Source organism: Rhodococcus sp. Z13, assembly GCF_025837095.1.
GTDB classification, from domain to species: domain Bacteria; phylum Actinomycetota; class Actinomycetes; order Mycobacteriales; family Mycobacteriaceae; genus Rhodococcus; species Rhodococcus sacchari.
Genome location: NZ_CP107551.1, coordinates 2,202,046 through 2,218,085, shown reverse-complemented (window position 1 = coordinate 2,218,085; position 16,040 = coordinate 2,202,046). Strand labels below are relative to the sequence as shown.

General features: G+C 68.7%; 12 protein-coding genes and 2 pseudogenes. 4 read left to right on the top strand and 10 right to left on the bottom strand.

Annotated elements, in window-relative coordinates; genetic code table 11:
• The first annotated feature begins 302 nt into the window (after positions 1–302).
• Positions 303–1,695, top strand: a pseudogene (locus OED52_RS10200) (IS1380 family transposase).
• Between the two features lie 129 nt (positions 1,696–1,824).
• Here the strand turns inward: OED52_RS10200 and OED52_RS10195 are convergent.
• A pseudogene (locus tag OED52_RS10195) lies at positions 1,825–3,193 on the bottom strand (ISL3 family transposase).
• Positions 3,194–3,523: 330 nt separating this feature from the next.
• Here OED52_RS10195 and OED52_RS10190 point away from each other — a divergent pair.
• From OED52_RS10190 to OED52_RS10180, 3 genes are read left to right on the top strand one after another with little or no spacing between them, the layout of a single operon-like run.
• On the top strand, positions 3,524–4,228 hold the full coding sequence (locus tag OED52_RS10190) for a DUF6875 domain-containing protein (protein WP_264154506.1): 705 nt from the start codon (positions 3,524–3,526) through the stop codon (positions 4,226–4,228).
• A gap of 56 nt (positions 4,229–4,284) precedes the next feature.
• The gene (locus OED52_RS10185) at positions 4,285–4,866 is read left to right on the top strand and encodes a sigma factor-like helix-turn-helix DNA-binding protein (protein ID WP_264154505.1); all 582 of its coding nucleotides are present in this window, start codon (positions 4,285–4,287) and stop codon (positions 4,864–4,866) included.
• A complete protein-coding gene (locus tag OED52_RS10180) occupies positions 4,863–5,375 on the top strand; it encodes a hypothetical protein (RefSeq protein WP_264154504.1) in 513 nt (170 codons plus the stop codon). Before OED52_RS10185 ends, OED52_RS10180 begins: the two co-directional genes overlap by 4 nt.
• Here OED52_RS10180 and OED52_RS10175 read toward each other — a convergent pair.
• The 9 genes from OED52_RS10175 to OED52_RS10135 form a co-directional block, all read right to left on the bottom strand.
• On the bottom strand, positions 5,368–6,171 hold the full coding sequence (locus OED52_RS10175; RefSeq protein WP_264154503.1) for an SDR family oxidoreductase: 804 nt from the start codon (positions 6,169–6,171) through the stop codon (positions 5,368–5,370). The two genes, OED52_RS10180 and OED52_RS10175, sit on opposite strands and share 8 nt — an antisense overlap.
• A 148-nt stretch (positions 6,172–6,319) precedes the next feature.
• Positions 6,320–8,053 (bottom strand): ABC transporter permease, encoded by a 1,734-nt coding sequence (locus OED52_RS10170; protein ID WP_264154502.1) that lies wholly within the window; start codon positions 8,051–8,053, stop codon positions 6,320–6,322.
• A gap of 8 nt (positions 8,054–8,061) precedes the next feature.
• The gene (locus OED52_RS10165; RefSeq protein WP_264154501.1) at positions 8,062–9,225 is read right to left on the bottom strand and encodes an ABC transporter ATP-binding protein; all 1,164 of its coding nucleotides are present in this window, start codon (positions 9,223–9,225) and stop codon (positions 8,062–8,064) included.
• 28 nt (positions 9,226–9,253) lie between these two features.
• On the bottom strand, positions 9,254–10,438 hold the full coding sequence (locus tag OED52_RS10160; protein WP_264154500.1) for an acyl-CoA dehydrogenase family protein: 1,185 nt from the start codon (positions 10,436–10,438) through the stop codon (positions 9,254–9,256).
• A 30-nt stretch (positions 10,439–10,468) separates the two neighbouring features.
• Positions 10,469–10,753 carry a hypothetical protein gene (locus OED52_RS10155; RefSeq protein WP_264154499.1) on the bottom strand — a complete coding sequence of 95 codons (285 nt, stop codon included), beginning with the start codon at positions 10,751–10,753 and terminating at the stop codon, positions 10,469–10,471.
• A gap of 118 nt (positions 10,754–10,871) precedes the next feature.
• Entirely contained in the window at positions 10,872–11,936 is a 1,065-nt protein-coding gene (locus OED52_RS10150; protein WP_264154498.1) for an ABC transporter substrate-binding protein, read from the bottom strand.
• Positions 11,937–12,022: 86 nt separating this feature from the next.
• Positions 12,023–13,276 carry an acyl-CoA dehydrogenase family protein gene (locus tag OED52_RS10145; protein WP_264154497.1) on the bottom strand — a complete coding sequence of 418 codons (1,254 nt, stop codon included), beginning with the start codon at positions 13,274–13,276 and terminating at the stop codon, positions 12,023–12,025.
• Positions 13,277–13,516: 240 nt separating this feature from the next.
• A complete protein-coding gene (locus OED52_RS10140) occupies positions 13,517–14,686 on the bottom strand; it encodes an amidohydrolase family protein (RefSeq protein ID WP_264154496.1) in 1,170 nt (389 codons plus the stop codon).
• Positions 14,687–14,785: 99 nt separating this feature from the next.
• Positions 14,786–16,003 (bottom strand): CaiB/BaiF CoA transferase family protein, encoded by a 1,218-nt coding sequence (locus tag OED52_RS10135; protein WP_264154495.1) that lies wholly within the window; start codon positions 16,001–16,003, stop codon positions 14,786–14,788.
• Positions 16,004–16,040: the final 37 nt, after the last annotated feature.

Sequence of the window (16,040 nt, the reverse complement as noted above, 5' to 3'; positions counted from 1 at the left end):
GAGAATTGCGCGCTCGTACAACTTTCCCGGATTCCGGATCGACATCACCACAGGAATACATGCGTCAGCCTAGGTTCGGAAACCGCTCTTCCGCAATGCCTTGGGGCGGAATGGAATCCGCAGGGAGTCGCCGCACCGGACGACTGATCCCGGCAATCGGAACATTCTCAGCAAAACCCTAGCCTCGGGCATTCATGCCGATTGAGCGGAAACCCGTGTCAATCACGAAGAATGATGCTCTGAGCTGGGATAATTCGACTTGCGAAGGTTGAATCAGTCCCAGTTCGAGGAGCACCATTCCGGTGAGCAAGTCTACGTCCCCCTATCCCCACCTGTCCGCATCAGCCACCGGAACCGGCCTCGTGTCGCATGCCGGAGCCGTCCTGCTGCTGCGCACCGCGGAGAAAACCGGACTTGCCACGGCATTGACGACCGAACTCGCACCGTATCGAAAGCCGTTGACCCGACACGATCCCGGCAAGATCGTCCTCGACCTCGCGGTATCCCTCGCACTCGGTGGGGACTGCCTCGCCGACATCGCACAACTGCGCGCTCACCCCGAACTGTTCGGTGCGGTGGCCTCCGACCCGACCGTCTCCCGCCTGATCAGCAGGTTGGCCGCCGACACCGACACCGCACTGGCCGCGATCGACCGGCCGCGCCACCGCCCGCTCCCACGCCTGGGCCGCTGCCGGCACATCGGCTCCCGACCATGCCATCGACGAAGCGCATCCGCTGGTCCTCGACATCGATGCCACCCTGGTCACCGCGCATTCCGAGAAGGAACAGGCCGCCCCGACGTTCAAGCGAGGGTTCGGTTTCCATCCGTTGTGCGCGTTCGTCGACCACGGCACCGGCGGTACCGGTGAACCCGTCGCGATGCTGCTGCGGCCGGGTAACTCGGGATCGAACACCGCCTCCGATCACATCACCGTGGTGCAGGACGCACTCGCACAGTTGCCGCTCGACCCGGCATACCGGGTCGGGAAGAAGGTACTGGTCCGTATCGACGGCGCCGGCGGTACCCACCACCTGATCGAGTACCTCACCAAGCGTCGCCTATCGTACTCGATCGGATTCGGGTTGACCGACGCCCACGCCGACGCGATCGATCTGGTTCCGGAACAGGCATGGACCCCGGCCTACGACGCCGACGGGCAGGTCCGCGACGGTGCCTGGATCACCGAGATCACCGACCTACTCGACCTGTCCACCTGGCCGAAAGGCATGCGGGTGATCGTCCGGAAGGAGCGCCCACACCCCGGTGCGCAGTTGCGGTTCACCGACCGCGACGGCCTACGCCTGACCGCGTTCGTGACGAACACCCGCCGCGGTCAGCTGCCAGATCTGGAGTTGCGGCATCGGCGACGGGCTCGGTGCGAGGACCGGATCCGGGCAGCGAAAGCCACCGGCTTGCAGAATCTTCCGTTGCACGGTTTCGACCAGAACCGCATCTGGTTGGCGCTCGTGCAACTGGCATGCGAGCTGCTCGCGTGGATGCAGATGCTCGCCTTGACCGAGGTTCCAGCGCGGCGGTGGGAACCGAAACGGCTGCGGCTGCGGTTGCTGTCGATCGCCGGGAAGATCGCCCGGCATGCCCGCCGTGTTCGTCTGCGACTGGCTGCGACAGCTCCGGATGTCGATCTTCTCGTGGCCAGCCTGAACCGGCTCGCAGCGCTACCTGCGCCTGCGTGACCTGCATGTACCAGTTTCATCGAGACGAAAGGACACGATTTCCGGGGCCGTGGACCCCGACGCCACCCGACCGTGTCGGGCAGTCGACCGTGGATGCACGCCGGATCCACGGTTTCCGGCTCTTCGCAGTTAGCAGTGGTACTGGTGCCGGCTGGGTGCGACCCGACGTGACCGTCGAGTGCAGGCCCAGCGTACCCGGCGGCGTTGGTTCTCCGGGGTACGGAATCCGAACGCGATGCGGCCGACGTGCTTGACGATCCGGTTGTAGCCTTCACTGCGCGCATTCGACAGGCCGGTGGTGATCGCCAGGATCATCGGTTCCTGCCACGCCGAGATGGTCGTCGCCAGCTTGCCGATCTCCGGGACCCGGCATGCCGCGCAGAACGTGTAGAACCGGTACAGTCTGTCCCGGATTTCATGGCGAAGGCCACCACGGTCGGTGCAGCGCAACACATCGCGCAGTAGTTCTTTGACGATCCATGCGGCGGCGATGTCCCCGTGCGGGTCGGCGGAGGTCAGCTTCTCGAACAGGGCCGATCGTTGTTCGTTGGTCAGGCGTTCGGAGGCCCTCAACAACCGTCGTCGATTGATCCATTCGACATCGCTCTTGCGGCCGCGCCGACCCCGCTCGGCCTGGGTGACCCTGCGCCGGACGGTATCGACCATCTCGTTGGCCTTCTTGACCAGGTGGAACCGGTCCACCACCAGTTGTGCGTGCGGCAGTGCCTCGCGCACCGCCTTTGCGTACACCGTCGACATGTCGATCGCGACATGGGTGATCTGTGCCTTCCACGTCTCGTCGCGGGCGTCGAACCAGTCGATCACCACGGCGGAGGTGCGTCCGTTGACCTGCGCCAGCAACCCTTGATCGCCGGTCAGGTCGACCAGTCCGGTGTCCCACCGGTCCACCCACGACCGCACACCGGTGTCCGGATCGGTTTCCCATTTCGCCTTCCCGCGGCGGGTTTCATCGATCCCGAGGACGACCACCGGTTCGGGTTCGCCGGCCAGGGCGGCGTCGGCGACCACGACGAGGTGGCCGTGGACGGTGTGCCCGGCGCACCCGTAGTCGCCCGCGACCGCGGCGACCGACCGGTCCCCGTCGAGGACCGCCTCGACCAGCAGCGCCTTCGCTCGTGGCGTGACCCGTGCCCGGGACGGCACCCCCGGCGTCGACTCGGTGAACACCTTACGGTCACAGGCGCTATTGGTGCACAACCATTTCCGTTTCCGCCACACCAGCAGTGGACGGTCGGGTCCGACCTGCACGTCCCGCGGTCTGGTGGTGACCCAGCCCTTCGAACGCGTGGACTTCTGCCCGCACTGCGGGCACACCCCGACCCACTGTGGGGCCGTCGCGATCTGCACGATCCGGCTGCCCTCGACCGTGCGCTGCACCGATTCGACGATGACGCCGTCGAGATCGAGCAGCAATGAACTACCGTGGTGCATGCCCGCGTTCCTTGCTGTCCTGGATGCCTGAGAACACCCAGCTCACAAGGGCGCGGGCCCTTTTTCAATCACCGACACGGCAACGGCGTCGATCGACACCCGCCCCTACCAAGTGCGAAGAGCCCGGTTTCCACACCCAATCCGAGACCGCTCAGGCCGGCACGCGGTCCGCGCGAAAGATTGAGGCTAGAGTTCGTTTTCGGATATGGAGCGAACCCACGGTCCGGGATATGCTCGATTCAGGACTTCGAAGTCCAATCGACGAGCAAAACATTCCTGAAAGGATTCTTTACCCGCTCGCGTCGATCCGATCGCTTCGACAGGGGGATTCGTCAATAGTTTCCATCTTTCCCTCCACGGAAACAAGGATGCCGACATGTCGATGCAGAGACATGTGGGGCCCCGGTCGGGCACGGTCTGGGCGGACCTCTTCGGAGACCTCCCCGACCACTCACACGAAGCGAGCGCGCAGGTGCTGCGAGCGTGGATCGGTGGCTATCTCGTCGAACCCCACCCGGACCTCGGTCGCGCCGGACCCGTGTGCCCCTTCGTGCGCCCTTCCGTCGAGAAGCACCTCTTCGGCGTGGCGTTCGTGCACGGAGCCCACGTCGACGCCGGCACGCTGACCACCATCGTGGCCGACCAGTACGATCTCTACCTCCGCCTGGTCGACGAGGACGACAGGGACCGCACTCTGAAAGCACTGGCCACCGTGCTGCCCGATCTCACGGACTTCACCGTGATCGACGAGGTGCACGCCGGCTGCAAGTCGCGGTTCGTCGAACGCGGATGCATGCTCGGCCAGTTCTATCCCGGATGCTCCCAGCCGGGACTGTGGAACCACGACTTCCACCCACTCGACGCCCCGCTTCCGATGCTGGTCGCGCGCAACATGATGACGACGGACTTCCCGTTCCTCATGGGCCGCCCGGAATGGCTGCGGGCCTATTTCAAGAAGTTCGCTCCGGGGCTGCCCTCGGCGTTGCGCCTGATCCTGGCGAAGCGGATGACCTACGAGGGGGATGTCGTCGAGGCGATCACCGCCCACCACGAGATGGTCGGCAACGAGCAGGCCCACTGACCTCTCTGCAAGCTCGGAGACTTGCATTCTTCCGATCAAGTATTCAGACTTGACGGATGTTCGTGCTGACCGTCGACCAGCGAGACAGCCGTCGCGACGTCGACCGCGTCGCGGATCTGCTCACCGACCTGCGCGACGCCCCGCTGCTGCGCCCCTTCGAACGCACCGCGGGCGACGAGATCCAGGCCGTCACCGACGATCCGGTGGTGGTCGTCGATCTCGTCCTCGACCTGCTGCGTCGCGAACACTGGAGCATCGGTGTCGGCGTCGGCCCCGTCGAACACCCCCTCCCGGAGCAGACCCGGGCCGGGCGCGGCCGCGCCTTCGAACACGCCCGCAGCGCCGTCGAACGCGCCAAGAACGCGCCGGGCCGGGTCGCCGTCGACGGGGCGGACAGCGACGCGGCCGGCGACGCCGACGCCGCCCTGACATTGCTCGCCACCCTCGTGCTGCGTCGCTCCGCCCAGGGGCACGAGGCCGTCGACCTCGCCCGCGAAGGCCTGTCGCAGGCCGGGATCGCCGAACGCCTGGGCATCAGCCGCCAGGCGGTGTCCCAGCGGCTGACCACCGCCGCCTGGCAGGCCGAGGTCGCCGGGCGCGAACTCGCGCGCCGTCTCCTGGAAAGGGCCGATCGGTGACCGTTCTCGCGCTGCTGTGCCTGGCCACCGCCGCCCTCGCACCCCTGCTCGCGTTGCGGCCGGCGCTGCTGTGGCCGGGTGCGGGACTGAGCGTCGCCGGGCTCGCCGGTGCGGCACTGGCCGCGACGGCCGTCGCACCCGTGCACGGTGTCGCGCTCGCCGCGACCCTCGTCCTCACCGCCCTGGCCGCGATCACCGGCGGTGGCCCGGCCGTGCTCGTGGCGTTCCGGATCGCCCGCCGTCAGCCGGACGCCGGACCCGAGCCCTCTCCCCCGCCCGGCCCGCTGCGCGGCGGCCGGGTCATCGGCGCGCTCGAACGCGGCGCCGTCGCCGCCTCGATCCTCGCGGGGTGGCCGGAGGGCATCGCCGTCGTCATGGCGGTCAAGGGCCTGGCCCGGTATCCGGAACTGCGCAACCCGAACGCCTCCGAGCAGTTCATCATCGGCACCTCCACCTCGGTGCTGTGGGCGGTCGCGGTGTGCGGAGCGGGGAACGCGCTGCTCAGCTGACCGTGTCGAGCTGTCGGGCCTCCTCGATGCGCCGCTGGATCCGGCGCATCCCCCGCAACCACCGTTCGGTATCCGCCGCCCGCCCCGCGTAGTAGTCGGCGACCTCGGGGTGCGGCAGGATCAGGAACCGGTCGTCCGCGAGTGCGCGCAGCACCTCGTCGGCGACCTGCTCGGGGGTGATCACCCCCGATTCGAAGATCACCCGCCCCGCGGCGTCGGTCGGCAGCAGATCCGTCGCCACACCCTGCGGGCACAGGCACTGCACGATCACACCCTTGTCCCCGTAGGTGGCGGCGAGCCACTCGGCGTGGGCGACGGCCGCATGCTTGGTCACCGAGTAGGCCGGGGATCCCAGCATCGTGAGCAGTCCCGCCGCCGACGCCGTCGCCACGAACCGGCCACGGCCCCGCTCGAGCCATTCCGGCAGCAGCAGCCGGGCCGCCCGGACGTGCCCCATGACGTTGACGTCCCAGGACAGCTGCCAGGCCGCCTCGGTCTCGGCCGCCCCCGTCTCGACGCCGGCGTTGGCGAACCAGATGTCCACCGCACCCAGCGCGGCCTGCGCGCGGGCGACGAGATCGGCGACGCCGTCCTCCCCGGCGGCGTCGCCCGGGGCCGCGATCCCACCGATCTCCTCGGCGACCCGCGTGCAGGCCTCGGCGTCGAGGTCGTTGACGACGACCCGAGCTCCGGCCCGGGCGAGCCGGTGCGCGAGGGCCCGGCCGATGCCGTGCCCGGCACCGGTGACGACGGCGCCCGCGTCCCGGAGGTGTTCCGGTCCGGTCTCGTGGGTCATGGATTGTCCTTTCCTCCGCGCCGGCGCCGGCCGGCGAACAGGGCGGCGCCCTGTGGTCGATGGGGGTCAACGGGCGCTGTGCCCGGTGGCGAACGGGTCGCCGCCGGGCACAGCGCGGGTCGGTACCGGGCTCGACGCCCGGCGGTCGTCACATCTTGCTGAGGGCGTCGGCCCCGCCGACCAGCATCGCGGCGGCGACACCGACCGCGGTGACCCCGGTCATGACCAGGGCGACGGCGGCGACGAGCGGGTATCCGCCGTTGGACCAGTACTCGAACAAGATGGTGCCCATCACCTGGGTCTGCGAGGCCCGCACCAGCAGCGACGCGGTGAACTCGTGGGTGAGCAGCACGAACAGCAGTGCCGCGGTGCCGCCGAGGCTGCCCCGCATCAGCGGCAGCAGGATCTTGACGTTGGTCGCGACGAAGCCGGCGCCACTGACCCGGGAGGCCTCGAGATAGGTGTCGCCCAGGGCGAGCATCGACGACAGCTGCATGCGGGTCGCGAACGGCAGCATCAGCGTGACGTACACCAGGATCACCACCCACGGGGTGCCGTAGAGCACCAGCGGTCCGCGGGTGTAGGTGAGCAGGAAGGCCGCACCGAAGATCACCGCGGGCACACCGAGCGGCATCGAGACGAGGACGTCGGCGACGACCCGCAGGATCGGGTACCGCGTACCGCGGACGATGAGGTTCGCGGCCACGAATCCGAGTGGCAGCACGATCGCCATGGCGACCAGGGAGAACATCACGCTGTTGCTCACGGCCGCGGGCACGGCCGAACCGGAGAAGATGGTCCGGAAGTTGTCGAAGGACAACGCCGAGAACGTGATCGTCCCGCTCCAGTACCGCGACAGGGCGACGAACACCAGCGCGAGCAGCGGCAGCACCGTCGACAGCAACGAGAACAGCAGGATGATCGCCACACCGGTCTTCGAGGGGCGCCCCTGGGAGCGGAACGCCTTACCGCCGTGGGTGACGAAACGGCGCTGGTTGCCGAGCAGGGCCTTCTGGGCGAAGACCACGACGATCCCGACGATCAGCAGCGGGGAGCCGAGGGCCGCGGCGGTGGCGAACTGCGCCGGCGAATCGCTGATCTGGAAGTACATCTCCGTGGTCAGCACGCTGACGCCGGTGTTGGTGCCGAGCAGCAACGGCCCGGTGAACTGGCCGAGGCCGAGCAGCAGGGCGACGCCCGCGCCGTAGATCAGGGTGGGCCGCAGCAGCGGAAGGGTGATCTTGAAGAAGACCTTCCATTCCGGCAGGCCCGAGACCTGCGCCGCCTCGATCATCTCGGAGTTGATGTTCTCGAACCCGGACCGGACGAACATGTACACGAACGAGCTCAGGGAGAAACCGGTGATGATGACGATCCACTGGATGGAGTAGATGTCGATCGGGCCCTCCTCGAGGTGCGACCACCACGGCAGGTTCCGCAGCATCGCGTTGAGGTAGCCCGGGCGCGGGGAGAGCAGGAACGCCCAGCCGACGATGGCGGCGACGGCGGGGATCACGATCGGCAGGATCGGCAGGATCTGCAGCACCGCGAGCCGCCGGGGCAGCCGGTTCGCCGCCCATGCCAGGGCGGTGCCGAGCACCATCGCGATGACCAGCGATCCGAACGCCAGACCGACGGTGTTCCACAGGATCTGGCCGATGCGCGGCAGCCCGAAGGCCCGGCTGTAACCGGCGGCGCCGTCCTCGAAGGCGGTCGCCTGCAGCCGAACTACCGGCAGCACGACGAGATAGCCGAGCAGCGCCACGAAGGCAATGACGCCGAGGCGTCGGGCCACGACCCGCACCGCCTCGTTCTGCAGGCCGCGGGGAACGCTCGTGGGGGCCTCGCCGACTTCACGGGTCGGCAGTGTCATGACAGCCATGTCCGCCCTCACCCCACCAGAGCGCCGGTCAGCGCCTGCTGCGGCACGGCCAGCGCGTTGCCGTCGGTGTCGAAGGTGCGGGCGTCGCGCGGATCGAACGCGAAGATCATCGTCGCGCCGCGGTTCACCGTGCGGGGCGTGCGCGCCGAATCGAAGGTCGGGATCCGGGCGTGCAGCTGGCGGCGCACCGCACCGTCGCCGACCACCGAGCACATGACGTCGAAGTGCAGGCCGCCGTACTCGACGTCGTCGACGGTCACGGCGACACCGGCCTCGCCGGGCAGCAGGTCTGCGACGTCGGTCACCAGACGGATCTTCTCGGGGCGCAGGCGCAGGACGAACTCGCCGGCGGCGACCGTCCCCGGTTGGGTTCCGTGGATCTCGGTGCCCAGCGCGTACCACCGTCCGTCGACGTATTCGCAAGGCAGCCGGTTGGACATGCCGGTGAAGCCGGCGACGTACTCGTCGACGGGCTCCTCGAAGACCTCGCGCGGCGGCCCGATCTGGACGATGCGGCCGGCGCGCATGATGGCCATCCGGGTGCCCAGCGCCAGCGCCTCGCTCTGGTCGTGGGTGACGAACACGGCGGTGAACGGCTTGCGCTGGTGCAGGTCGTGCAGTTCCGCCCGGACCTGGTCGCGCAGCCGCGCGTCGAGATTGCTCAGCGGTTCGTCGAACAGCACGAGGTCGGGGTGGGAGACGAGGCCGCGCGCCAGCGCGACGCGCTGCTGCTGGCCGCCGGACAGTTCGGCGGGAAGCCGGTCGAGCAGCCGTTCGCAGTCGACGAGGGCGGCGGTCTCCTCGACGCGACCGCTCGCGAGGGCGTCGGTGAGCTTGCGGGACTTGAGCGGGTAGGCGATGTTCTTGCGCACGGTCATGTGGGGCCACAGGGCGTACGACTGGAAGACCATGCCGATGAAGCGCTTGTCGGGCGGCAGGTTCACGCCGCGGGCTCCGTCGTAGACCACCTGGTCGCCGAGGGTGATCGAGCCGCTCGCGGGCTGTTCGAGCCCCGCCAGGCACCGGAGGGTCGTCGTCTTGCCGCAGCCCGAGGGGCCCAGCAGCACGAGGAACTCGCCGTCCTCGATCTCGAGGTCGAGGTGGTCCACGGCCACCGTCGGGGGCTTGCCGTCGAAGTTCTTCAGGAGTTGGCGTATCGAGACGTGGGACATCGTGTACTCACTTTCTGACCGGCGGGGATCAGGCCTCGGTGGCGGACAGGGCCGTGGCCGCCTCGCGGGCGGGTTCGGAGGACGGGGTGCCGCCTTCCCGGTCCGAGCGACCGGTCGCGAGCCGATACAGACGCTGGGCGTGATCGTCGGCGGTGCCCCACAACACGCTCGAGCTCAGGGCCCGGCGGTAGTAGAGGTGTGCGGTGTGTTCCCAGGTGAAACCGATGCCCCCGTGCACCTGGATGTTGGTGGCGGATGCCAGGCCTGCGGCGTCCCCGCAGGTCAGCGCGGCGATCGCGGCGGCCTCGGCGAGATCGTGGTCCGTTCCCTCCTCGATCGCCCAGGCGGCGTGGGCCACCGCGGAGTCGGCGAGTTCGACGGCGACGGCCACCTCGGCGAGCATGTGCTTGATCGCCTGGAACTCGCCGATGAGCCGACCGAACTGGATGCGTTCCTTCGCGTAGCCGACCGCGGCGTCCAGGCAGGCGCGGGCGACACCGAGGCTGTCGCAGGCCAGGGCCACCAGGGCCAGGTCGCGGACCCGGGCGGGTTCGGGACGGTCGGTGAGCAGGGTCGCCGGGGCTGCGGCCGCCTCGAGACGGGCGAGGCTGCGGGTCGCGTCGGTGGTCTCCATCCGCTCGACCCGAAGGTCCGTGCGCTCGACCGCGTACAGCCCCAGCGCTCCCCGCCGGTCGACGGCGTGGACCAGGACGGTGTCGGCGATGTCGGCGTCGAGGACGAAGTGGACTGTTCCCGTGAGGGTTACGGCTCCATCGGTGTCGTCGGCCCGCAGGATCCCCTCTCCCGGGGAGTCGAGGCCGTCGCCGGGGATCACAGTGGCGACGATCCGGGTGCCGGCCGCGATCCCGGTGAGCAGGTCACCGGCGAGCGGGTGTTCCGGGCAGCGGGCCAGCGTGCCGGCGGCGACGACGCCGCCGAGCACCGGGACCCGGGTCAGTTCCGCCCCGAGGGTTTCGAGGACGGCCGCCACCGTGGCGTAGGAGGTGCCGAGGCCGCCGAAGGATTCCGGGACGGCGAGGGCCCCGACGCCGACCTCGCGGCCGAGCACCGACCACAGGTCGTGATCGACGGGCCCGTCGCGGTACACCCGCTCGGATCGTCCGTCGGCGGGGTCGGTCCTGCCGACGGCGGCCCGGATGGTGTCGACGAGGAGCGCCGTGTCCTCGGCGCCGGCCGCGCTCGAGAGAATCATGGTGTCGCCTTTCCTGGGTGCCGGGTGTGCTCAGTCCGAGGACGGGAGGGGACGGGCCTGCTTCTCGGCGAGGACCGCATCGCCGACGGCCAGGGGGCCGGCGCCGGGCCGCACGCACAGCACCTCGACTCCTCCGCCCTCGTAGCGCTTGCCGATGAGCAACCCCGGATCGGTCACGGGTGCCGCGGGGGTCTCCGCATCGGCGGCCATCGGCGCTCCCCCGCAGAGCAGGGGGCCGGTCACGCCGTCGTCCACGCGGACGACCACGACCTCGGCGCCGCAGACGGGGCTCTTGAGACGTTCTCCGACCTTCATCTTTCGTCGTTCCTCTCGTGTCCGGGACCGGTCACGGTCACCGGAGGGACGGGGGCGCCCGTACGACGGGCGCTCCCCGCCGGTGTGGTGGCTGGGGATGTGTCAGGCAGGGATGCGGTTACTGGCTGGAACCGAACATGTCCGTGAACTCCGCACGGAACGCCTCGGTCTCGTCGGCGGTGACGACCCGGCCACTCACCCAGATACCGTCCGCGGAGGTCGCGGCCGTGGGGATGTCGGGCAGCACTGCGCCGGCGCGGCTGGCGACGGCCTCCTGACCGGCCTTGGTGACCAGGAAGTTCGCGAACAGCTGCGCGGCGTTGGGATGCGGCGCGGTCGCCGGCACCCCGGTGAGGAAGGGTGCGCCGAACACCGGCGAGGGCATGCCGGATTCGACGGGAGCTCCGGCCTCCTTCTCCGCGGTGAGCGGCAGGGTGTAGACGGTGGCGGCGAGTTCACCGGAGGTGAGCGCCTGCGCCATGGCCTGCGCGCCCGGGTACGTGCGGGGCTTCTGCGCTGCGAGACGTTCGACGTAGTCCGGCGAGACCGTCTCCTCGAGGTAGTCGTAGAAGTCGACGACCGCCGACGACACGGGGAGCATCACCCCGATCTTGCCGTCCGCGAGAGCAGGATCGAGCAGATCCTCGTAGCCGTCGATGCCGTCCGGGACACGACTGGTGTTCCAGCCGTAGGTGAGGACGGCGGCGGACGAGACGAAGATCCGGTCGTCGTCGCGCAGGAACTTCTCGCGATCGAATTCGGGAGCGCCGAAGGCGGGACCGGTGACCGGGACGAAGTAGTCCTCGGCGAGCTTCTCGTCCACCCAGGGGCGGGAGGCGGTCGCGATGAGGTCGGCCGTGTGCCGGCCGGTGTCCGCTTCCGCCGCGAGCTTGGTCTGGAGGTTGGCGTCGGTGTCGCGGACGATCTCGACGTCGATGCCGTAGACGGATTCGAAGCGGGAGGCGAGTTCCTGCAGGTTGTCCGTCGCCTGGCCGGTGAAGTAGGTGATCGAGCCCTCCTGCTTGGCTGCTTCGATCACCTCCTCCCAGGCACCGTCACCCGCTGGGCCGAGGTCTTCTTCCGAGATCTCGGCGGCACTACCGGAACCGCATGCGGCAGCAGCGAAGGTTGCTGCGGCGATGCCGATTCCGGCGAGGGAGCGACGAAACGACGCAAGTCTCATGGCAGACCTTTCGGGGGATGATCCGACGGGGTCCGGCGACCGCACATCCCGGGACTGTCGGGAGGCGGAGCCGAGGGGGGAAGTTCTCAGTGCGCCGAGCCGGCGCGTTCGCGGGCGCGCTGTCGTCCTTCGCGCCAGCTCAGGCCCCGGTCGGCCCGGGGTTCGGTGGGCAGTCCCAGCAGTCGTTCGGCGACGATGTTGCGCTGGATCTGGTCCGAACCGCCGGCGATGCTGTAGCCGGGCGCACCGAGCACGTGGGCGTTCCAGGCGTAGGTCCCGGGCACTCCGGTATCGGCGATCAGGTTGCGGCCCAATATCGTTCGCGCCGCGGTCGACACGGCGGTGAGCTTGTCGACCCATTGGATCTTGCGGACGGAGCCGATCGCCGAGGGCGCGGCACCTTCCTCGCGTGCCTGCCGGTCGCGCAGCAGGTCGACGGCGGCGAGTTGCTGGCGCAGGTACACGCGGGCCAGCTGTTCACGCACCCGCGGGTCGTCCTCCCGGCCGAGTCGGCGGGCGGTGGCGACGAGCTGTGAGAACTGCCCACCGACGTTGGCGGTGTTCGATCCACCCTCGCGTTCGAAGGCCAGGGTGGTCAGTGCGACCGACCATCCCTTGCCGACCTCACCGAGACGGTTCGTGTCGGGGATACGGACGTTGTCGAGGAAGACCTCGTTGAAGCTGCTGCCGCCGGACATCTGCCGGATCGGGCGGATCTCGACGCCGGGGGCGTCGAGCGGGACGAGGAAGGCCGTCATGCCCTGGTGCTTGGGCTGATCGGGATCGGTACGGGCGATGAGCTCACCCCATTCGGCGAACTGTGCGCCCGAGGTCCACACCTTCTGGCCGGAGACGATCCAGTCGTCGCCGTCACGCACGGCCCGTGTGCCGAGGTCGGCGAGGTCGGACCCCGCGTCGGGCTCGGAGAAGAGCTGGCACGCGAGCAGTTCGCCGCGGAGCATACGAGGCAGGAACCGCTGCTTCTGCTCGTCGGTGCCGAGGAGGCGGATGGTGGGGGCGATGAGGTGCAGGGTGACCGAGACGAGTTCGTGCGGCGGGAGCGGGCACAGTTCGTTGTCGATCCGGGCGAACGCCTCGGCGATCTCGGTTCCCGCCTCCGCGCCGCCGTACTCGCGCGGCCAGTCGAGAGCGCCGTAGCCGGCGTCGAACTTCTCGCGCTGCCAGGTGCGGTGGCGGTCGAGGAGGGCGCGTTCCTCGTCCTCGGTGAGGTCGTGGAAGACCGAGACGTCGAACTCGTCGTCGACGGCGGTGAACTCCAGTCGGGTCAGGGTGTCCACCACCCAGTTCCGGGCGCGGGTCTCGAATTCCGAGAGGGACATGAATACTCCACTGGCTGAGACCGTCCGGGCAGGACAGTCGGGCTTCTGGTCGGTCCGCGGCCGGTGGCAGGAACTACCCGCTCGGCATCCATTCGGAACATACGCATATTAACGGAGATTTACGTCACAGTCCAGCAGCAAGGGAGATTCATGTCACCCACGCCGGATCGTGCACCCCACCGCGGACCGTGGTGCCGGCCCGCCCGTCGCATACGGGCCGGCACCTGGGATTCGAGGACGTCAGTCCAGGTTGTAGAGCGCTGCGGCGTTGTCGTGGAGGATCTTGCGGGCATCCTCCTCCGACAGGTGCGCGAAGTTGCGGCGCAGGTAGTCGTCGGGACGGACCGCGTCGGTCGCCGGTCCGGGCGACATCGACGTCGGATGCGGGTAGTCCGTCTCGTAGAGGATGTTGTCGGCGCCGAGCTGCTCGATCGCACTGCGGGCCGAGTCCTGCTCGAACCAGAAGCAGCCGTAGATCTGCCGCTTGAAGTACTCGCTGGGCAGCAGCTCGTAGTTCGGGTGCTCCTTGTGCACGCCGCTGTTCTTCCACTGCCAGTCCATGCCCTCGAGCGCGAACGGCATCCAACCGATACCCGACTCGACGGAGACGAACTTCAGATCCGGGAAACGGTCGCAGATACCACCGAAGATGAGCTGCGACAGCGTACGGGCGTTGTCCATGAAGAAGGAGATGCCCATCATGCCGTAGTTGGCGTGCGTGCCGACGCTCTCGTGCCCGAAGCCGCTCAGGTCGACCTCACCCGAGGCGATGTGGAAGTTGATCGGCAGCTTCTTCTCCTGCGCCGAGGCCCACAGCCGGTCCCAGTAGGGATCGGTCAGCATCGGCAGGCCGAAGGCCGCCGGGTTCTGCGTGAACACCAGGCCCTTGTGGCCGGCGGCGGCGATACGGTCGATCTCGGCGAGGGTGGCCTCCATGTCCCAGAAGGGCAGGATGCCGACCGGGATGTAACGGCCGGGCGCGAACTGCGCCCACTCGGTGAGGAAGTCGTTGTAGGCGCGCACGCACTCGAGCTGGAGCTCGTTGGATCCGTTGGACTGCAGGGTCTTCTGGCTGAAGACCGCGACGTTCGGGTACAGGATCTGGGCATGGATGCCGTAGTCGTCCATCAGGGCCAGTCGCTTGCCCGGATCCCAGGAGCGCGGATCGGTGTCCTCGAAGCGCGGCGGGCAGTTCGGCGGGTACTCGTGCCAGCCGGCCATCGCGGGCGAGCCGACGGCACTCATACGGGTGCCGGAGACGAACCACGCCTCGTCGCCGCGCTGCTCGTCCCAGCGCACGTGCGGGACGAGGTCGCCCCACTTCTTCGACATGCGGGAGGTCCACAGGTCCGGCGGCTCGACGACATGGGTGTCGGTGTCGATGATCTTGATGTCTCGAAGGTCGTACACGAGAACTCCTTCTCGGGATGAGGGGAAACGGAAACCGTCGGCGCGCAGGTGCGCGCGGAGGCGGGCGACGACCGGGCCGGTCGCGGCCGGGGAAGGGCGCTACTTGATCGCGCCGGAGATCTTGAGTTCGACGATGCGATCCCAGTCCAGGCCGTGCTCGAGGAGCACCTCGTCGGTGTGCTCACCGTGGCGGGGAGCCCGCGTCAGCGTGGGGGCCTGCCCGTCGAAACTGGTCGGGGCCGTGACCATGTCGAGGGTGCGCCCGTTCTCGTACTCCACGGTCCGCACGAACCCGTTGGCCAGCGCCTGCGGATCGGACAGCACGTCGATCGGCTTGCGGAAGACGTCCCACTGACCTTCCTGCTTGCCGAGGATGTCGGTCCACTCCTCGAGGGTGCGCTGCTCGAACAACTCGGTCAGGATCGCCGTGCACTCACGGGAGTTGCGCGCCCGGTCCTCGAAGGTCGCGAACCGCGGGTCGTCGATGAGGTGGGACAGTCCGATCGCCTCGCACAGGCCGGGCCAGAACTTCTGACTCTGCAGCAGCGCGAGATGGATGTAGCGACCGTCCTTGGTGCGGTAGATGTTCGACACCGGATTGACGGGGTTGTTCCGATCGGGATAGGGCAGTTCGTCGGCGCCGATCACCTGGCAGCCCGCGATGGTCGCCTGCATGGCCCAGGCACCCATCGAGAACAGGGAGGTGTCGACCACGATGCCCTTGCCCGTGCGCTCGCGGTGGAACAGGCCCGCGGCGATACCACCGGCGAGGGCCATGCCGCTCTGGGAGTCACCGAAGGCCGGGCCGGGCATGTTGGCCGGCCAGTCGAGGTCGTCCGGCGCGATGGATCCGGCCGCGCCGGAGCGCGCCCAGTAGGTGATGCCGTCGAATCCACCCTTGTCGCTCTCGGGACCAGCCACACCCTGGGCGGTGCCGCGGGCGTACACGATGCGGGGGTTGCGCGCGAAGATGTCGTCGACGTCGATGCCCAGCTTGGCACGGGCGTCGGGCAGGAAGTTGGTCATGAACACGTCGGCGGACTCGACGAGCTTCATGAGCACTTCGCGCCCGTCGGGGTGCGCGATATCCAGTGCGACGGCACGCTTTCCGCGGTTGTTGATCTCGAAGAGGCTTGCGAGGCCGTCCACCTCGGCGGGCACGCCCCACGCAGCGGTGGATCGGGTGGGGTCCCCGAAATCGGAGTGCTCGACCTTCACGACGTCGGCTCCCCAGTCGGAGAGGATCGCGGCCGCCGAGGGGACGAACGCGTACAGCGCCACCTCCACGACCTTGATCCCGTTCATCACCGTGGTCATCGAGTGTTCTCCTTCGTCGTCTCACGGCCACGACGGG